Genomic DNA, 19,905 nt, shown 5'->3' with positions numbered 1-19,905 from the left:
TGAAGTAACAAGCCGGCACCATCATTATATTTGCCAGCCCCCAATGTTGCGACAGATCTTGCATTAAGACGGTTCATAAGAGCCATTTTTAATCCTTTCTTATACAAATTTGATCCACACACTCATCTCACTTGTTATGTGCAAATGAGTGGTTTTGATTGATTCAAGATAAGCAGGTTTGAAATGAGAGAATCTTACGTTATTCGAGACTCTCATTCAATATGAATAACGCTAGATTATCATTATAAATCAATATGTTGCCTACAAATGTAGGCGCAACAATTTATAAAAATATCTATTTCAATTGTAATCAAAATATTGAGAATAATTATAAGCATAACATTGATAATATATGATTTTAGTAGTAATTTTGCTGTATTTTTTATACACTGCCGAATGGCATAATCATCGGGAAAAGGTAAATGATATAAAGATTGATAATGTCCATTATTGTTTTGGAAATGAAAAACAGCATGAAAATAATTTATAGATTGTTTCGTAATATCAAAATTATTCAAGGATAGGAAAATGAAGCAGATTTTAAAATTATTAAGCGGCATAGCTCTATTTGTTATTGCTGGATGTTACCCAGAGCAGCCTTCTCGAGCAGCTGTAGATACATGGGAAAAGTCCGGTGCGGATCAACTTGAGGTCAAAAAAGCTCTGTTGGAATGCGGAATGCAACATCTTGATGGTCGTCTTGATACAGAAAAAAGTACAGATGAGAGATTCAATGCAGAGGAGTCTGTGAATGCATGCATGATACGAGCAGGTTTTCAGGACAAACTGGGAAGGGTGAAGTGGTGTGAGAAATATGAAAATCTTCCAATTTGTCAGCCTGATGCTATTATTCCTCAGCGAAGTGTAGAGAGGCGTTTGAATAGTCCTCATTGTGAAGAGCACAAAGAACAACCGGAATGTCAGCCTTAAGTGTTGAGGTTGCTGTAATCAAAAATCCTTACATTCTTGTTTTTGATGGGGGAATTGTTTTTTCAACGTCTATATGCTAGCCGAGGGCTTTCTTGCATGTGAGCCAATATTAGCAGGCTTATCAGTTTTTCTATTGTAAATATTGAAGGAGGGGGAAATGAAGAAAATATTGAAATTATTGAGTGCTATAATTTTATTAAGCTCTGCTGGATGTATTAGTAAACCTCCCCCATCGACTTTGGCATTATGGGAAAAGCCCGGTGTCAATAAGTCTGTGGTTCAACAAGCACTGTCGAAATGTGGCTGGAAACCAATCTACGCTTCTTCTGAAAATATGGATTCGCGTGCAAGTGAGTTTGCAGCAGTTTATGAGTGTATGACTAAAGCAGGTTATCGATACAAATTGCAAGATTCAAAGGGAATCTATTTTTCAGCAGCGCCGCGAAGTGATTCATTTTTAGTCAATTTAATGGTAGCAGGGTATCAGCAGGTTATGGACAATGATACTTTTGGTGTAACCAATTCGACAAAACAAGAGCGAGATTTGATGTTGCGTCTTGAGAATGATAAAAAACGCCAGAGAATAAAAAAAGCTTTGAAAAAGTGAAATATTCATTTTTAAAGCAATAATTGAATGAAAAATATTATGGAGGAATGGGAGAGAAATACAGCTCTTTTTCCTCCTGATAGACTGGTATTCATCGGCTCTAAGAATGCAATAATGTTATTGTCAGATGATAATATCGGGGAATGTTTATAAATTTATTCAATATAAAAAGTGGCAGAAAATAGCTTTGTTAAAATATCTAATTTAATGACAATAAGCAGATTACTTTCATAGAACTGATTTTGATGAAATTTGATTTTTGTGCTTTTCAATTTCAGGATAGTGAGTGTTTCACTGTATTTTAGTTTTTATCTGAAGATTAAAAATGTTATACAGGTGACTTTGATGTAAATAGCTTTTCATTTTATAATCTTTTTTGAGATGATATCTTCTAAAGTATTTCATTGATTCATTTAAACCCATTGATGATAGGGCTTAAGAGAAATTTTGTTTGTTTATTTAATTTTTTTGCTAGATAGCTGGCACCTTTAATGTAGGATTTTTTTTTACATTTAGCTTATATTTCAGTAAGTTTTTCTTCAGGGGTTTGTTGTGGGTGCAGAAATGATGCGGTTATAGATTTTACTGTATTTCATTGTGTGATATTTTTATTAACATATTTTGGTCGTTTGAATCTTAAAAATTATTCTCATTTTGTTGTATTTTTATTTTTGAGAAATGAGATAAATTAAATATTATATCTCTCCAAAATTTACATTTCTTTGCGTTTTTTTTGAGCCTAAATTTTCTGGTGCTTTATGTTTCACATTTTTGTGGATGAATCTTTAAAGAGATCGTCATCCTCAATGATATTTTTAAATTGTTTGTTCTTTCTTTACATAAAATACAAAACCTATTATTAAATGCTTTCATTTATCAGAAAAATAATAAAATAACTTTGTTTATTTTATTCTTATTGTATTTAATTTTCAGTTTATTGTTTTGCTAGCATTTTTTGTTTTTGTTGGAAAAAGAAAGTTTTGAAAAGCAATGATAATCAAAGTATCTAATAATCGCTTTTATTCGTGTGTTTTTACAGCAGCTATTTTTTCTTTTTCGTTAAACATAAATATTGAGGCACATTCTCGCTCATTTGTATCACTGTCATGTGATGAAAACAAATTACCCTATGAATGCAGTGATGGTGCAAAGCATACAATTAGCGATAAAATATATAAATTCACGGCACCTGTTAAATCAAATAATGAGGAGGAGAGTTCTATCAATTTGTCTGCTGCTATAGGTGTACAGGAGCCCAATACAGTTATTCAGGCAATACGTATAGAGGTTGAAGGTACTGCAGGTATAGAAGATCTTTATGGTGCTGTTGTATCAAAAGGGGGAAAAATTATCTTGAGCGATTCCGCTTTAAAAAATGTGTCAATAGGTCTTAAAGCTGATGGTGGAATAATTGAGGTCAATCGTGGAAAAATTGAAGCTACTCAGGTTGCTGCTTATGCAGAGAAGGTAGGGACATCTGTTACGTTAACGAATACAAAAATTAAAGTGGAGGGTCAGGGTATTGGTCAAGAGAGCGCTCTTTTTGTTAATGCTGATGCGGATATTCAGATGAAAGGAGGATTTATTGATGTGAATGATGCCGCTGCGCTTTATGTGGGGAGAGGGGGGCGTGCAACTTTAGATAATGTTACCATTACTTCAAAACGTCAAAAAACAAAAGATAGAGAAAATACAAATGAAAAAACTGCATATACAGTTTTCAATGTAAAACAGCAGGGTTCTGTTTATTTAAAAAATACGAATATTGTTTCTACGGATGTTGATGTTTTAACGGTTGGACAAGATTTTAACACACAATCTGGGGACGTTTGGGAAGGAAATGTTTTAATTTCGCGGGTTAATATTGAAGATTCAACAATTAAAGCAAAAGGGAACAAACATGGTATGAATTTTGAAATGGGAGGGGAGAATAATACGTATGGACAGGGACTTGTTTTTTTGAAAAGGACGGTTTTTGAGGTTCCAGCTGGAACAGCTATTCATAGTCATAACAGTCGGAGTTATATTGGAGTAACAGAAGGCACAAAAATTTCTGGTGATTTATTATTAACAGCTGAAAAAGGGGGGAGTGTGGCAGTTTTGGCTGATTCTTCTTCATTGATAGGAGGGACTCGTGTTGATGATGATTCTATTGCTGAGCTTTATTTGACAAGAGGATCAAAGTGGTTTTTGACAAGAGGAAGAGAGATAGATTCGCACGTTGCAAATCGTACAAGTTCGTTTATTTCATTTATAAAACTTTCTGATAGTTTTATTGCTTTTGAAACGCCAATATTGCACGAGTATCAGACGCTTTATATTGGGAAGGGGGAAAAAGAAGTTTATAGTGCACAAGATAGGGCGGATATTTATCTCAATACACATCTCAGGAGTGATGGTTTGCTTGATCATACAAAGACCGATCGGCTTTTGATACAGGGTGATGTTTCTGGGAAAACGACAGTTTATGTGCAATTTGTTGTAGAAAATCAGGGGGAAATAGCAACGGGTGAAAATGCTCATAGTATTTCACTTATTCAGGTTTCTGGAAAAGCAGCAGAAGATTCTTTTCAGTTAAATCATGCTTATATTGCATTAGAGGGCTCGCCTTACCAGTATTATCTTAATGGCTATGGTCCAACTTCTTCTCTTGGACAAGCAAAAACTTCTCAAAGATTGGTTGAAGGAGAGGGAGATTTTTGGGATTTCCGCCTTGAAAGTAAATATATTCAGCCTGCTTTAGGGACGTCTGTTATTCCTCATTCTGAGTTAAAGATTAGGGAAGTTGTTCCACAAGTCCCGACCTATCTTCTGTTACAAAATGCTTTGTTTCATGTGGGGATCATCAATATCAGTAATCAACAAAAGCAGTTGCAAGCGAAGCATTCTATTTCTCGTAAGTTATTAGAAGCTGAAGGGAATTTTGCTTTATCTGTTCGTGGTTATGGTGGGAGTTATCGTTATGTCTCAGATCTTTCTGCCTTTGAATATGGGTATGATGGTAGTGTTGATTATAACGCTATAGAAACAGATATTTTACTCAAAACAATAGAGAGGGCACATAGTACGACATCTTTTGGGATTATGGGAACCTATGGAAAGCTTTCCTTACAACCTTGTGATGTAGAACAAAGTCAAAAAAGTTCGTTTAATAAATGGTCATTTACGACATACGGTAGTGTGGAACACAATACTGGTTTTTATGTAGACGGTCTTTTATCTTATGGTTTTTTTAAAGGGGATGTTCTTACGTATGCTAGGGGTAAGACGGCGACATTAAAAGCAAATCCTCTGAATGTTTCGTTATCTGCTGGTAAAGTGTTTATGACAGGACATGAGGATCTTATTTTTGATCCGCAGATTCAGATTATTTATCAACACCTTCAATTTGATAAGTTTCGTGATATTGATGGATTTGATGTTGAGATGAAAAAAGGGGATCAGTGGTTGATGCGTATTGGAGGATATTTAAGTAAAACATTTACAGCATCTGAAAAGGATCGTATCATTTCTTTTAAGGGCAATATTCATTTTGCACATCGTTTTGGTGAAAAACAATTTGCTCACCTAAAAGATGTTTTCCAGTTAGGTGCTTTTGGTTCTTCTTTAGAAACAGGTTTGGGTATTAATGCGCAATTTCCCTCTAAAGTTACACTTTACAGTGATCTTAGCTATCAGCATAAGCTAACCAAGGCAGGTTTTTCTGGCGTGCGTTTTTCTGGTGGATTACGTTATCATTTTTAATAATTTTTTATTAAAAATAATCCATGTGTTTTGATAAATATAAAAGGATCACGTTGTTTTGAATTTTTTGTCTCATTGATAAGGGGCTCGAATGCTTCGAAAAGAATGTGTCAATGAAACTCTAAATTTGTTTGTGTTGTTTTGGCTACCAAGATATTGATTTTTAATTGAGAGCTTTTGCTGTTAAGCAAAGGTGGATGATGCGTAAAATGCACCATTTCGTATTTTTTGTGAAGTGCACTTTTCTGCTTTGCATTATATTCTGTGAGGAATATCTTAAAAATATGTGAGAGTATATGTTTCTCTTTTTAGATGGAAAGTGTGCAGGGTTGTGGGTGAATTATCGCTATCAAATTCAATATCTTCAGTTTTTAAATCGAAATAAATTCTTTCAAAAACTAGAAGCTGTTGTTGAATATATGAACAAGATCATTGTTTTGTTTGTTAAATAGATAGAAATATAATTCTTAAATCAGGGGGGGGAGGGTCTTTTTTTTCTGTTGAAGCGTGGAGAGAAGAGGATGATCATGTCGAAAAAGCCGATTATAGGTCGTCATTGTTTCTAATATAGAAATATTAAAGAGTTTCTATTAAAATGCGCTGTAAAAATAGGTTATAGTTTTTCCAATCCTTTAGATTCTGAAATATGCATCTTTAATAAAAAAGTGTTTGCGAAATTTTAGAAAATCGCCTTGTGATTTCGTCTGTATCGATGGAATTTATATCAAAGTTGAGGGGCGGTAGAAATATCTTTATCGGACTATTGATAAACATAGTGTTTCCATAGGATGCTTAAGGTGTCATCGAGCCATTTATGGTAATTGCGTGCTTCTTCGTTTGAGTTATGAACAGAGAAAATAAAACCAGGATATCCACCAAATGCTGGTGGAGGTGGTGAAATATGATTAGGTTCAAAGAAAATTATAGTTTTGGTGGTTTGAGGATGCTGTGCAACCTTATCTAGACCTAAAAATCCAGAAAACCGTCCATGACCACGAAGAGGAATAATGTAATTTGCAGCCACTTTTTTAGCTGGGAGTATATCGGGAAGGGTAGGGTTTTGTTCAGCTAAAGCAGCTTTCATACAGAGTTTTGCAAATGGAACCCCTGTACCTTGCTCAACAATAAAATGGGAGACACCTGATCCACCTATACGAGCACCGATCTCAATTATATAAGGTAAATTATTAGCATCTAGACGTAGCTCTACATGGGCTGCACCCATATTTATACCAAGAGCTTTAACGCCCGAGCATGCAACCTCACATAAAGCAATAATTAAAGGATCATCTCTATCACAGCGTTGACGATAAATTGTTTCCTCAAACCATGGTCCTTCAGGTTGTCCTTTGTCGCCAACGGCTAAAACATGCACACCTGCTGTATCTATAAAGCATTCTACGACAAATTCTTTTCCTGGCAAATACTGTTCTACGACTAAACCTAAAGGTTTATTTGTATTGTTAAAACGTGCCATGTCTTTATGCTGAACATTCCATACCGCTTTGACGAGATCAGGAAGTTCGGTGGAATTTTTAGCTAACATTACACCTGTACTCGCCCATCCAGAGACGGGTTTAATAACGAGCGGATAATCCAAGGCATGTACTTGTGATAGGTCTTCTGGATTATCTATATAAAAAAATCTTGGCGTTCTAAGCCCTGCTTTAGCAAAAGCTTGACGCATGAGATATTTGTTTCTGGTTAATGCTGCTACTTCTGGTTCAATACTTGGAGTATTGATTTTTTTTGCAGCCAAAGCTGTCCACAGAATGGCTTCTTCGCGAAGGGTCATAACCCCACGAATATTGCGTTCTTTTACACCTGCTGAAAAAGTATCTAAAGCCGCCTCTGGATTATCAAAAACAGGAAGTTGCCAAGTTGAAGTTACTGCTTCGGGGTGTTGAGAGGGAACGCTTTCAGCGGTATCATAGATCATGACTAATTCAATATTAGCTGCTTGTGCTGCTTCAAATATAAATGGTAATTTTGCATTGCGCTGGCAAACTAACGCGAGTTTTTTCATTTTGGTTCCTCATTAAATTTGGAATTTTGAGAATGGCGTTTCTGTTGCCATGTAGATACCTTTGATGCATCTATAAATAGTAGTGTCATCCCTATAACAACTATAATCATAGCAATTATTTTGATAATATTAAGAGAAGGGTTAAAGCCAATTATCCATTCACATGCAACTACTGCAAAAGGGGATAATACGCCGATAGTATTGGCGTATAATACGCCTCCTTCGGCTAAAACTTTTTGATATAATACGTAAACTGGTGCCGAGCAAACAGTTCCTAAAATCAATATTTTAAATATATCTTCTAACTTAAGATAGAAGAGTGGGGCAGGATCAAAAATAAATAATGGTATAAATGATGCTGCAGAAATTGTCGTGATCCAAGCCAGTGAGGTGAGCAAAGGTAAATTTTTAAGATAACGTTTAGACAATAAACCATAAGCAGAGTAAGAAAGCGCTGCTGTTAAAGCAAGAGCTATTCCTATTAGGCTGTAATATCCACCCTCTGCACTGTTTATATTAAATGCTATAGCCGCTACACTGACAATGATCATACCGATAAGTTTTAACCATGAGAACGTAAGGCTATTCGTCAGTGCACCCAATATGTAGGTAATACCTGGAATAGTAGCGAGCACCATAGTTAAATCACTGGCTTTGAGTGATTTTAATGCACCAAAACTGCATACAAAATACAGCGAGAATCCTAACACTGAAAGAATTAAAAAAGAAGGTATCATGGAAAGCAATGGTAGGGATCTGAAAACAGCTTTCTCACGAAATACTGCAATCAGCCACAAGGTGGCAGCGGTGGCAAACAACCTAAGTCCAACCGCATGCATGACTGGTATATTGCTAACCAAATTTTTAGATAATAACCAACTTATGGAAAACAATGCTAGAATGGCAAAAGTAAATAGGAATAACCGTCCTTTTAAGAAACTCAATGATTTAATCCCCCAATAACTCGCTGTGCATAAGATGAAGTTGAAAAATTAAATCTTGACTGTGAAGTTTGCGGCTTTCCAAGATTATTTTGGATATAATCTTTAGCTCCTGCCAAATAAGCGTCATCATCTAATGTTTCAAGTGCTTCTATATCTGTAATTGCCAGTGATATTACTTGCTTAAGAGGCTCTAAGTCAAATTGAATATAACCTTGATCTCTTTCAATTAATGTTTTGTTACGTATCAATATTTCAAGAAGCAAGATATGAGAAAAACAAATTCTTTAAAAAAATTATTCTAACAACTGTTTTTAGAATATATAGACAAAATCGTTGTTTTGTTTGTTCAATAAAGGATATATTTTAAAATCAAATTTGGATTTGTAAGCTTTTTTTCTTTCTTTAGGATAGGGAAAGAAGTCGATTTAACCTTAATCAGATATATAGAGCTTTGAAAAGCCGTCATTTTTTGAAATATCAGAGGTGAAACAATATGCGTGAAATTTTGAATCGTTTTGATAGACCCTTAAATGAAAATAGTTCTGTTCAGAAGACTCAAAATCTTTTACGCCAACCACACCCCAAACGGTTTTATAGGGAAGTGAAAATTTCTTGTGAGGAGGGTGGCTTTACGATTTTATTGGATGAACGTCCTGTTAAAACGCCTGCAAAGCGCCATTTTCTGGTGCCAACGGAAGTATTTGCTGAATTCATTGCTCACGAGTTTGAGAGCCAAAAGCACGTTGTTGATCCAACAAAAATGCCAATGACGCGTCTGGTGAATACTGTTATTGATGGTATCGCTGATGATATGCAGGTTGTTTTTGAAGATTTATTGCGTTTCGTTGCCTGTGATATGATCTTTTATCGCGCACAAACTCCTAAAGAGTTGGTGCAAAAACAATCTGAAAAATGGGATCCTTTATTAGATTGGGCAGAAGAAAAACTGGGTGCAAGGTTTTATTTGACAGAAGGGCTGATGCATGTGGAACAATCACCAGAAGCACTTCAAGCTGTGAGTCATTATTTGCGTAGCGTTGAGTCTCCTTATATGCTTGCTGCACTTCATATGATGACAACCTTAACGGGATCTGCTCTTATTGCTCTTGCTGTTGCTGCGGGAAAAATTGATGCGGATCATGCTTGGTCTATTGCCCATTTAGATGAAGATTGGATGATGGAACAATGGGGAACGGATAAAGAGACAATAGCACGCCGTGCTCACAAAAAAGTTGAGTTTAAGGCTGCTGCTACAATTGTTACAACCTGTTTATAAGTTTTCTTTTTCCCCTACAGTATTTTCGTAATTTTTTGAGGATTAATTTTCACTTTTTCAAGTCCAGGAAATACTTCATCGATTATATTTAAGATTGCTTCGTCATTAGCTTGGATAAAATACCATTGGTTATTATGAAGAAGAGCAATAATTTCAGTTTGAATAGAGCATTTTTTTCCAGCATTTGTTGTGGTTACAAGCTCTACGGGTATAACAAAATAAGGAATGCCATTACCAAGTGTACCTTCACGTTTCTGTTTTTGGTCAATGTGGATACTTTCAATCTTATAATTTTCTGCCAACTGTTCGATTTGGCTTTTCATGATTTGCCGAAATTGTGATTGACTAAGATTTTTTTGGGCGGTTAAGCTGTTGATGATTTCGGGAGGGATAGCATTTAAGATGGCATTTGCATCAGCATTTTTAAGTGCTTCACTATAAGCAGATGTTGCTTTCTCAAGGGCAATGAGTTTGGGGTTTGTAATTGTATGTGCTTGCGTTGTTGATGTGATAAGGGCAATGCGTAAAAAAATGGAAACGAGAAAACAAATTCGCAGCATTAGAAACCTTGTTAATTCATTTGAAGAGATTCAAAATGATTATAAAGGAAAAGTAGATAAGCAAAAAGCCTCTTGCACTCTTGCATGAGAAGAATATCCACAAAAATGGAGGCTTTTACCTCCATTTTAAAAATCAAAAAAATGCATATGATTGTTTAAACAGAATAGTACATATCAAATTCAACAGGATGGGGCGTTGTTTCGTAACGCAAGACTTCTTGCATCTTTACTTGAATGAAGGAATTAATCTGATCATCATCAAAAACATCGCCAGCTTTAAGAAAGCCACGATCTTTGTCGAGTGCTTCAAGTGCTTCACGTAGATTTCCTGAAACGGTAGGGATTTCTTTGAGTTCTTTTAAGGGAAGATCATAAAGATCTTTATCCATAGCATGTCCAGGGTGAATTTTGTTTTTGATTCCATCAAGACCAGCCATTAAGAGGGCTGCAAATGCCAAATAGGGATTTGCTGTTGGGTCTGGAAAACGAACTTCTACGCGTTTTGAATTTGGCGAAGAACTCATTGGAATACGGCAAGATGCAGAACGATTACGTGCCGAATAAGCAAGAAGAACAGGCGCTTCATAACCAGGAACCAAACGCTTATAGGAGTTTGTGGATGGATTGGTAAAGGCGTTAATTGCTTTTGCGTGCTTAATGACACCACCGATAAAAAATAAACAGGTTTCTGAGAGTCCGGCATATTCATTTCCCGCAAAAATTGGTTTGCCATCTTTCCAAATAGACATGTGAACATGCATACCTGAGCCATTGTCCCCAAAAACCGGTTTTGGCATGAAAGTTGCTGTTTTTCCATAGCTATTTGCTATTTGATGCACAACATATTTAAAAATTTGCATCTTATCAGCTTCACGAACGAGCGTATCAAAACGAATACCTAATTCATGTTGACCCGCTGCCACTTCGTGATGGTGTTTTTCCACTTGTACGCCCATATCTTTGAGTGCTGTGAGCATTTCAGAACGCATATCTTGGCAGGAATCAATCGGCGGGACGGGAAGATAGCCTCCCTTTATTCGTGGGCGATGTCCGAGATTACCTGTTTCATATTCCGTATCATCATTGGAGGGAAGTTCACTTGAATCGAGTTTAAACCCGGTGTTGTAAGGGTCCGTTTTATAGCGCACATCATCAAAGATAAAAAATTCTGCTTCTGGACCTATATTGATTGTATCGCCAATGCCTAAAGATTTCATATAAACCTCAGCTCTTTTGGCGATAGAACGAGGATCCCTACGATAAAATTCACCAGAGACAGGATCAAGGATATCACAAAATATGACCAAAGTAGACTGAGCAAAAAAAGGATCAATATGCGCTGTTTGGGGATCAGGCATTAAAACCATGTCAGATTCATTAATTGTTTTCCAACCAGCAATTGAAGAACCATCAAACATAACACCATCACTAAAGGTATCCTCGCTGATCTCCGCAATATCCATTGTAATGTGATGCAATTTTCCTCGTGGATCAGTAAAACGTAAATCAACAAAACGGATTTCGTTGTCTGCAATCTGTTTGATAATATCTGATGCGGTTGTCATATTCAATTTCCTTAATATGGCGTTGAGGGTGATAAAAGGTGAATTTTTCGTTGTTTATTCAAAGAGCATCGATCCCAGTTTCGTCAGTGCCTATACGAATGGCATCATCAATGGAAAAGACAAATATCTTTCCATCTCCTATATGTTTTGTTTGCGCTGCTTTACGTATTGCATCAACAGTTTGTTCCAGTTTTTCATCGGATACAACAATTTCAATTTTCACTTTAGGTAGAAAGTCAACAACATATTTCGTACCACGATAAAGTTCTGTATGTTCCCTTTGACGACCAAAACCTTTTGCTTCTGTTACTGTAATACCATGTAGTCCAATTTTTTGAAGCGCTTCTTTTACTTCATCAAGTTTGAAAGGTTTTATAATGGCTTCAATTTTTTTCATGCTGAAATTATCTCCAACGTTATTTTGTCTTTTTAGACTGCATCACATTATATTGACAACTGTAAGATGTCCAACAGATACTTTGTGCACAAAAAGTCGAAAACAATAATATTCTATACTCTTGGACGAGAGTTTTTTGTAGAATAAAGTGCAATGCTGTTGTTTTGGAAAAAAATCTTACACTTTTGTACAGAATAAAAATAATATAATAAGAGAGTTTTGTTTCTTTTTTTTGAATAATATGTTGATTTATAAGGATAATTATACTTTTATCATATTGAATAAGAAACTCTAATAGCGTGAGATTTTCTCATTTTAGATTTTTTTATCGTCAATCAATCAAAACGATACCTTTGTATATCCTAATCGTACGAATGTGTGGATAAAAATGGTGAAGAGAGATATAAAAAATGCCTATAATAGATGGCTTTTCAAAGGCAAGGGCTTTGGGGTAGCAATGGGGACTGGCAAATATTGGCCAATATCATGATAGTGGGATTTTCTCCATCACTAAGTATAGAGATGCTGGTGTACAATAATGGATATACCATTCACGGGGGATGTCATGAAATGGGCTTGGAAGCATTGAGAAATAAAACAAGCGTCTGGAATTAGCAACGCAAATATATTCCGTTTGGGACGTTCTGTCCCTTCATGAGAGGAGGTAATCTTATTCAAAGAACGCTATAAACAAAAGCGTGAAGCAATGCGCAATCTTTATTATAAGATCTTATTGCGCTTTATTATAAGATCTTATTGCGGATGCTTTTGAAAGTCATCAAGATAAGAATTAAAAGGAGCTGGTAAAGATGGAATTTTTTATACCTTTAAAACTTTGTATTCTTCCCAAATTAAACTGTCTGATCGTTTCAGATATAAGTCAAACAGAGAAGAGATATACAATTATGCGTGCGTTCCTATTTGGCAATACGAAAACTGAAACAGCTTATTAAAGTGCGAAATCGTTTCAGTCTTGTCTCAAACGTGCTGCTGCACTGGAATGAGAGGTTAATTTACAGACAACAATAAAAGTACAGGCTTTGTTCGTATTGCTGTATTTTACAAGGGTTCGTCTTTTTAAGAGTTAGAATTGTAGAGAGATTGGCGCAGTAAAACATCTTTTAGAAATTTTCCCGTATAGGACGCGGGAACTTTAATAATATCTTCAGGGCGTCCAATTGCAACGATTTCACCACCGCGATCTCCACCTTCTGGACCTAAATCAATAATCCAGTCGGCTGTCTTGATGACGTCAAGGTTATGTTCAATGACGATAACGGTGTTGCCTTGCTCGACCAGTTCATGGAGCACTTCAAGAAGTTTGGAAATGTCATGAAAATGTAAACCTGTTGTCGGTTCATCCAAAATATAAAGTGTACGTCCCGTTGTTTTACGTGAAAGTTCTTTTGCAAGTTTTACACGTTGCGCTTCACCACCAGAAAGCGTGGTTGCTTGCTGTCCTACTTTTATGTATCCCAATCCCACTTTAATGAGGGTCTCCATTTTATTACGAATAGCGGGAACAGCGTGGAAAAATTCCTCTGCTTTTTCGATTGTCATATCCAAAATATCGGCGATAGACTGCTCTTTGAATTTTATTTCTAGTGTTTCTCGATTATAGCGTTTTCCTTTACAGACATCACAAGTCACATAGACATCCGGTAAAAAGTGCATTTCAATTTTGATGACTCCATCACCTTGACAGGCTTCGCAGCGCCCTCCTTTAACATTAAATGAAAAACGCCCTGCTTTATAACCACGGGCTTTTGATTCTGGAAGTTCGGCAAACCAGTCACGAATTGGTGTAAACGTGCCCGTATAGGTTGCGGGATTAGAGCGTGGGGTGCGTCCAATGGGGGACTGGTTGATATCGATGACTTTATCAAGAAATTCTAATCCTTCGATTTTATCATAGCTGGCAGGGCTGTGATGACTGCCCATGATCTGATGTGATGCTGCTTTGAAAAGCGTTTCAATAAGAAATGTTGATTTTCCTCCTCCGGAAACACCGGTTATACATGTGAAGGTTCCAAGAGGAATATTCGCACTGATATTTTTAAGGTTATTGCCTTTGGCACCGATGACCTTAAGAGTTTTCGATTTTGATATTTTGCGTCGCTCAGTCGGTATTCTAACAGCCATTTTTCCTGAAAGATATTGTCCTGTGAGAGAGGCTGGATTTTCTATAATTTCTTGCGGTGTTCCTTGCGCTATGATTTTACCACCATGAACACCTGCAGCAGGGCCCATATCGACAACATGGTCTGCCGTGAGAATAGCGTCTTCATCATGTTCAACGACAATGACTGTATTGCCAAGATCGCGCAAATGGCGTAGCATTTCCAAAAGACGTTCATTATCACGTTGATGTAAACCGATGGATGGTTCATCTAAAATATAAAGGACGCCTGTAAGACCAGAACCAATCTGGGAGGCTAATCGAATGCGTTGGCTTTCTCCCCCTGAAAGGGTCCCTGAATTTCGAGATAAGGTAAGATATTCCAATCCTACATGATTTAAAAAAGCGAGGCGTTCGCGAATTTCTTTTAAAATACGTACTGCGATATTACGTTGTTTTTCTGTGAGATATTGATGGATATTGGCAAACCAATCATCTGCTTTTAGAATAGAAAGGTCTGATATTTGCCCAATATGCATCTCATGGATTTTTACAGCAAGTGCCTCTGGTTTTAAACGATAACCTTGACAGGCTGAGCAAGGTGAAGAAGACATATAACGCTCAATTTCTTCACGGGACCAAGCAGAATCTGTTTCTTTCCAGCGCCTCTCCATATTGGGGATGATTCCTTCAAAAGGTTGAGTCATTTTATGTGAACGAGAATCATTTGTGTAGATAAAGGAGATTTCATTTTTTTTTGTACCGTAGAGAATAGCTTGTTGTGCTTCATCAGAGAGTTCACACCACTGGTTTGTGAGTTTGAAACCGTAAGCTTTTCCTAATGCTTCTAAGGTTTGGCTATAATAAAGTGAATCTGATTTAGCCCAAGGTGCAATAGCTCCCTCTTTTAAGGTAAGATTTTTATTGGGCACAATTTTCAGTGGATCCATTGCCTTTTTGATGCCCAGCCCATCGCAAAGAGGACAGGCTCCAAAAGGATTATTGAACGAAAAAAGGCGTGGTTCAATTTCAGGGATAGAGAAACCCGAGACAGGGCAGGAAAACTTTTCTGAAAAAAGAAGCCGTTTGTGTGTGTCATTTTTTGACTTATGAGCAGATTCTTTTGTTGTTTCTTTTTGTGCCAAGGGTTGGTCTGCCATTTCAACAATGGCAAGTCCATTTGCCAGCTGTAAACAGGTTTCTATACTATCAGCCAAGCGAGAGGAGATATCCTTTTGTACAACAATGCGGTCTACCACAACATCGATGTCGTGTTTATACTTTTTATCAAGAGGTGGAATATCAGGGATCTCATAGAATTTCCCATCAACTTTAGCGCGTTGAAAACCTTTTTTTAAAAGCTCGGTTAGCTCTCTTTTATATTCACCCTTTCGTCCTCGCACAAGAGGTGCCATAATAAAAATTCGTGTACCTTCTTGTAAGGACATAATTTGATCCACCATTTGGCTTACCGTTTGGCTTTCGATAGGGAGGCCTGTAGCAGGGGAATGAGGAATACCAATACGTGCAAAAAGGAGACGCATATAGTCGTGGATTTCAGTGACAGTGCCGACCGTTGAACGAGGATTGCGGCTGGTTGTTTTTTGTTCAATGGAGATGGCTGGGGAAAGGCCATCGATACGGTCTACATCGGGTTTTTGCATGACTTCGAGAAATTGGCGTGCATAAGCCGAGAGGCTTTCGACATAGCGGCGTTGTCCTTCAGCGTAAATTGTATCAAAAGCTAAAGATGATTTCCCTGATCCAGAAAGTCCTGTGATAACAATGAGTTTATCACGAGGTAGATCGAGATCAATATTTTTAAGGTTATGCTCACGTGCACCGCGAATGGAGATATATTTTTGATGAGTCATATTTTATCCTTGGCATATGTGACAAAAATTGAACCTATAAAATGGAATAAAACTGTTTTTTTAGAATTACAATGTGCTTAACTACTTTAACGCAGAAAGAAGGTATAAGTTTTGTGGAAAGAAAAATACAAATGAGTAGCTTTTTATTCTCTACTGATGGAATAAACTATGCGTTGTTATCATATTTTGTTATAATTACGCAGATCCAATATTGGGAAAGGATAACAATATCCATATTGAAGATCAATTACAGATGTGTAAATTGAAGGTCAAGATGGTTATAACTGTTATATAACAGACTATTTTACGAATTAAAATTTTGGAGTTTATGCGATGGCTGGTAGCCTTAATAAAGTTATTTTGATTGGTAATCTCGGGTCAGATCCTGAAATCCGCCGTTTGAATTCTGGAGATCAAGTAGCAAATTTGCGTATTGCTACTTCGGAAAGTTGGCGTGATCGGAATACAAATGAGCGAAAAGAGCGCACCGAGTGGCATAATATTGTTATTTTCAATGAGAACCTTGTCAAAGTTGCAGAGCAATATTTAAAAAAGGGGAGCAAAATTTATATTGAGGGGCAGTTACAGACACGGAAATGGCAAGATCAAAATGGAAATGATCGTTATACAACAGAGGTTGTTTTGCAAAAATACCGTGGTGAATTACAAATGCTTGATGGGCGTGGGGGAGCTAGTGGGGAGCACGGAGCAGGTCAAGGGGGCAGTTACAGTGGTGGCTTTGCGGATAGTAGCTCAAATCAGAGAAGTACTTTTGGTCAAAATAATAGCCAAGTGGGAGAAAGTTTTTCTCACAAATTAGATGATGACGTACCTTTCTAAGAGTCTTTAAATTTACAGTATTACGATTTCTTTATGGTTTGTTTGTTTCAGATTTTTGAAGTTTAGCGGAGTGGAAACTGTTTATTATTATTGGTAATTTTTAATATAAATTAATAACATCTTGAAAAATATTGTTAAATTTCTTTTTTGTTATGGGAGAGAAATTAGCCTTTTGGTGTATTTTTCGATATAAACAAAGTAAAATGATTCTTTTTTGAAAGTTTTGAAATTGTGACCGATCTTACTCCACAACCAGAACGTGATGTGCTGACCGGTATTGAACCAATCAGTATTATTGATGAAATGCAACGCTCTTATCTCGATTATGCGATGAGTGTAATTGTTTCACGTGCACTCCCTGATGTCCGTGATGGTCTTAAACCTGTTCATCGACGTATCCTTCATGCTATGAATGAGATGGGGCTCGTTTTTAATAAGCCGTATCGTAAATCTGCTGGTGTTGTTGGGGAGGTTATGGGAAAATTCCATCCCCATGGTGATGCTTCGATTTATGATGCTTTGGTGCGTATGGCGCAGGATTTTTCTTTGAGAAATCCATTGATTGATGGACAAGGAAATTTTGGTTCCGTTGATGGTGATCCTCCTGCGGCAATGCGCTATACAGAGTGTCGTTTAGAAAAAGTTTCAGAAGAGCTTTTAGCTGATATTGATAAAGATACTGTTGATTTTCAGGATAATTATGATGGGCGTGAACGTGAACCGGTTGTCTTACCAGCGCGTTTTCCCAATCTTTTGGTTAACGGATCGGGGGGCATTGCTGTGGGAATGGCAACCAATATTCCGCCTCATAATCTTGGTGAAGTTGTTGATGGTTGTATCGCTCTAATTGATAATCCCAATATCACCCTCGATCAAATAATTGAAATTATTCCTGGTCCAGATTTCCCTACAGGAGGGATTATCCTCGGTCATTCTGGTGTTCGTTCAGCTTATGAAACAGGGCGTGGCTCAGTCATTATGCGTGCTAAAGTTGATATTGAAGAAATTCGCAGTGGTCGACAGGCAATTATTGTCAGTGAAATTCCTTATCAGGTTAATAAGGCAACGATGATTGAGAAAATGGCCGAATTGGTGCGTGATAAGCGCATTGAAGGAATCTCTGATTTGCGTGACGAATCTGATCGTGATGGATATCGTGTCGTTATTGAATTGAAGAAAGATGTTGTTGCGGAAGTTGTTTTAAACCAATTATATCGTTATACGCCGCTGCAAACTTCTTTTGGTTGTAATATGGTTGCGTTGAACGGGGGAAAACCTGAACAAATGACGTTGCTTGATATGCTTCGTGCATTTGTTTCTTTCCGTGAAGAGGTTGTTAGTCGGCGAACAAAATATCTTTTACGTAAAGCGCGTGAGCGGGCCCATGTTTTGGTTGGTCTTGCCCTTGCAGTTGCTAATATTGATGAAATTATAGCACTTATTCGCAAAGCTCCTGATCCGCAGACAGCACGTACCCAATTAATGGAGCGTCGCTGGCCAGCGATGGATGTCGCACCTTTGATTAAACTTATTGATGATCCCCGTCATATTATTCATGAGGATGGTACTTATAATCTCTCTGAAGAACAGGCGCGTGCTATTTTAGAATTGCGTTTGCAACGGTTGACAGCTCTTGGGCGTGATGAAATCGCTGATGAATTGAATAAAATTGGCGTGGATATTGCTGATTATCTTGATATCTTGGCATCGCGTGTACGCATTATGTGTATTGTTAAGGATGAGCTGGGTGCTCTTCGTGAGGAATTTGCAACGCCGCGACGTACCGTCTTTGGTTTTGGTAGCGCTGAGATGGAGAGTGAAGATCTGATCGCGCCAGAGGATATGGTCGTAACGGTGAGCCATAGTGGCTATATTAAGCGGGTCCCTCTTAATACCTACCGTGCACAGCGCCGTGGCGGGAAGGGGCGTTCTGGTATGTCCACGAAGGATGAGGATTTTGTAACGCGTTTGTTTGTCGCCAATACGCATACTCCGGTTCTTTTCTTTTCATCACGTGGAATTGTTTATAAGGAAAAAGTTTGGCGACTACCGCTGGGGACACCGCAATCGCGTGGGCGGGCTTTGATCAATATGCTTCCCTTACAACAGGGCGAACGCATTACAACGATTATGCCTTTGCCTGAAGATGAAGCAAGCTGGAGTGCATTGGATATCATGTTTGCGACAACACGTGGAACAGTGCGTCGTAATAAGTTATCAGATTTCGTTCAGGTTAATCGTAATGGTAAAATTGCCATGAAACTTGATGAAGAAGATGAAATTCTTTCGGTTGAAACCTGTACAGAATATGATGATGTCGTTCTCACAACAGCCAATGGACAATGTATTCGTTTTCCAGTTGTGGATGTTCGTGTCTTTGCAGGGCGTAATTCTGTGGGGGTTCGTGGTATCAATTTGGCTAAAGGCGATAAAGTCATTTCGATGACAATCTTAGAGCATGTTGAGGCGACGTCTATTGAGCGTTCTGCTTATATTAAACGTGTGATGAATGAACGGCGTGCTGCTGGTGCAGATGCTGATGTTGAAGATATTCTCACTCTTGATGAGGAAGATGGGAGCGCTGAAACAGAGTTAACAGATGAACGTTATGCAGAACTCCATGCACGTGAACAAATGCTTTTGACAGTGAGTGAATTTGGTTATGGTAAACGCACTTCTTCCTATGAGTTTCGTATTTCGGGGCGGGGTGGAAAAGGGATTCGTGCAACAGATCCATCTAAAACAGCTGAAATTGGTAAATTAGTGGCGGCTTTTCCTGTGAAGGCGCAAGATCAAATTATGTTGGTATCAGATGGGGGGCAGCTTATTCGCGTCCCTGTTGAGGGAATTCGTACTGCTGGGCGCTCAACTAAGGGGGTGACAATTTTTAATACAGCCGAAGGTGAAAAAGTCGTATCGGTTGAGCGTATTTCTGAACCTGAAGATGATACGCGTTCATTAGAGGATGAAGGTGAAAAGCATTCTGATACAGTTGATATGAGCGAAGAAAAATAATTTTGAAG

Annotated in this window: 13 protein-coding genes; 6 read left to right on the top strand and 7 right to left on the bottom strand. The window is 37.6% G+C overall.

The features are described 5' to 3' along the window. The first annotated feature begins 528 nt into the window (after positions 1-528). The 3 genes from PVV57_RS03530 to PVV57_RS03520 all read left to right on the top strand — a co-directional run bounded on the left by PVV57_RS03530 (position 529) and on the right by PVV57_RS03520 (position 5,281). Complete coding sequence (locus PVV57_RS03530; protein WP_273717930.1) at positions 529-930, top strand: hypothetical protein; 402 nt, start codon at positions 529-531, stop codon at positions 928-930. 157 nt (positions 931-1,087) lie between these two features. Then, positions 1,088-1,537, top strand: coding sequence for a hypothetical protein (locus tag PVV57_RS03525; RefSeq protein WP_273717931.1), 450 nt, complete (start codon positions 1,088-1,090; stop codon positions 1,535-1,537). 990 nt (positions 1,538-2,527) lie between these two features. Next, positions 2,528-5,281 (top strand): autotransporter outer membrane beta-barrel domain-containing protein, encoded by a 2,754-nt coding sequence (locus PVV57_RS03520; RefSeq protein WP_273783480.1) that lies wholly within the window; start codon positions 2,528-2,530, stop codon positions 5,279-5,281. 760 nt (positions 5,282-6,041) lie between these two features. On the opposite strand, the gene PVV57_RS03515 is transcribed toward PVV57_RS03520, so the two are convergent. From PVV57_RS03515 to PVV57_RS03505, 3 genes are read right to left on the bottom strand one after another with little or no spacing between them, the layout of a single operon-like run. Then, positions 6,042-7,307, bottom strand: coding sequence for an acetyl-CoA carboxylase biotin carboxylase subunit family protein (locus PVV57_RS03515; RefSeq protein ID WP_273783478.1), 1,266 nt, complete (start codon positions 7,305-7,307; stop codon positions 6,042-6,044). Then, positions 7,304-8,251, bottom strand: coding sequence for a DMT family transporter (locus PVV57_RS03510; protein WP_273717937.1), 948 nt, complete (start codon positions 8,249-8,251; stop codon positions 7,304-7,306). The genes PVV57_RS03515 and PVV57_RS03510 overlap by 4 nt, the downstream gene beginning before the upstream one ends. After that, the gene (locus tag PVV57_RS03505) at positions 8,248-8,499 is read right to left on the bottom strand and encodes a hypothetical protein (protein ID WP_273717939.1); all 252 of its coding nucleotides are present in this window, start codon (positions 8,497-8,499) and stop codon (positions 8,248-8,250) included. Before PVV57_RS03505 ends, PVV57_RS03510 begins: the two co-directional genes overlap by 4 nt. Before the next feature lie 245 nt (positions 8,500-8,744). On the opposite strand from PVV57_RS03505, the gene PVV57_RS03500 reads away from it, so the two are divergent. Continuing rightward, the gene (locus tag PVV57_RS03500; protein ID WP_273783477.1) at positions 8,745-9,527 is read left to right on the top strand and encodes an ATP12 family chaperone protein; all 783 of its coding nucleotides are present in this window, start codon (positions 8,745-8,747) and stop codon (positions 9,525-9,527) included. A gap of 14 nt (positions 9,528-9,541) precedes the next feature. Here PVV57_RS03500 and PVV57_RS03495 read toward each other — a convergent pair whose 3' ends face one another. From PVV57_RS03495 to uvrA, 4 genes are all read right to left on the bottom strand, one after another. Further along, positions 9,542-10,087, bottom strand: a complete 546-nt coding sequence (locus PVV57_RS03495) for a hypothetical protein (protein ID WP_273783476.1) — start codon at positions 10,085-10,087, stop codon at positions 9,542-9,544. 155 nt (positions 10,088-10,242) lie between these two features. Then, positions 10,243-11,652, bottom strand: a complete 1,410-nt coding sequence (gene glnA / locus PVV57_RS03490) for a type I glutamate--ammonia ligase (protein ID WP_273783475.1) — start codon at positions 11,650-11,652, stop codon at positions 10,243-10,245. A gap of 58 nt (positions 11,653-11,710) precedes the next feature. Next, on the bottom strand, positions 11,711-12,049 hold the full coding sequence (locus PVV57_RS03485) for a P-II family nitrogen regulator (RefSeq protein ID WP_015856528.1): 339 nt from the start codon (positions 12,047-12,049) through the stop codon (positions 11,711-11,713). A 1,077-nt stretch (positions 12,050-13,126) separates the two neighbouring features. Further along, complete coding sequence (gene uvrA / locus PVV57_RS03480) at positions 13,127-16,042, bottom strand: excinuclease ABC subunit UvrA (RefSeq protein WP_273717950.1); 2,916 nt, start codon at positions 16,040-16,042, stop codon at positions 13,127-13,129. Between the two features lie 333 nt (positions 16,043-16,375). Here uvrA and ssb point away from each other — a divergent pair, with 333 nt between their 5' ends. Together ssb and gyrA are read left to right on the top strand one after the other, a co-directional pair. Continuing rightward, on the top strand, positions 16,376-16,882 hold the full coding sequence (gene ssb, locus PVV57_RS03475; protein WP_273717951.1) for a single-stranded DNA-binding protein: 507 nt from the start codon (positions 16,376-16,378) through the stop codon (positions 16,880-16,882). Between the two features lie 231 nt (positions 16,883-17,113). Beyond that, positions 17,114-19,897 (top strand): DNA gyrase subunit A, encoded by a 2,784-nt coding sequence (gene gyrA / locus PVV57_RS03470; protein ID WP_273717953.1) that lies wholly within the window; start codon positions 17,114-17,116, stop codon positions 19,895-19,897. Positions 19,898-19,905: the final 8 nt, after the last annotated feature.

It is taken from the genome of Bartonella sp. AU15XJBT (genome assembly GCF_028618615.1).
Classification (GTDB): domain Bacteria; phylum Pseudomonadota; class Alphaproteobacteria; order Rhizobiales; family Rhizobiaceae; genus Bartonella.
The sequence above is the reverse complement of the archived record's forward strand: the minus strand, read 5'-3'. Positions and strand labels throughout refer to the sequence as shown.

Excerpts from the sequence above, each read along its gene's own strand:
- PVV57_RS03525 (WP_273717931.1), top strand. The coding sequence starts at position 1,088 with ATGAAGAAAATATTGAAATTATTGAGTGCTATAATTTTATTAAGCTCT.
- PVV57_RS03530 (WP_273717930.1), top strand. The coding sequence starts at position 529 with ATGAAGCAGATTTTAAAATTATTAAGCGGCATAGCTCTATTTGTTATT.
- PVV57_RS03515 (WP_273783478.1), bottom strand. The coding sequence starts at position 7,307 with ATGAAAAAACTCGCGTTAGTTTGCCAGCGCAATGCAAAATTACCATTT.
- glnA (WP_273783475.1), bottom strand. The coding sequence starts at position 11,652 with ATGACAACCGCATCAGATATTATCAAACAGATTGCAGACAACGAAATC.
- PVV57_RS03520 (WP_273783480.1), top strand. The coding sequence starts at position 2,528 with ATGATAATCAAAGTATCTAATAATCGCTTTTATTCGTGTGTTTTTACA.
- PVV57_RS03495 (WP_273783476.1), bottom strand. The coding sequence starts at position 10,087 with ATGCTGCGAATTTGTTTTCTCGTTTCCATTTTTTTACGCATTGCCCTT.
- PVV57_RS03485 (WP_015856528.1), bottom strand. The coding sequence starts at position 12,049 with ATGAAAAAAATTGAAGCCATTATAAAACCTTTCAAACTTGATGAAGTA.
- PVV57_RS03500 (WP_273783477.1), top strand. The coding sequence starts at position 8,745 with ATGCGTGAAATTTTGAATCGTTTTGATAGACCCTTAAATGAAAATAGT.
- ssb (WP_273717951.1), top strand. The coding sequence starts at position 16,376 with ATGGCTGGTAGCCTTAATAAAGTTATTTTGATTGGTAATCTCGGGTCA.
- uvrA (WP_273717950.1), bottom strand. The coding sequence starts at position 16,042 with ATGACTCATCAAAAATATATCTCCATTCGCGGTGCACGTGAGCATAAC.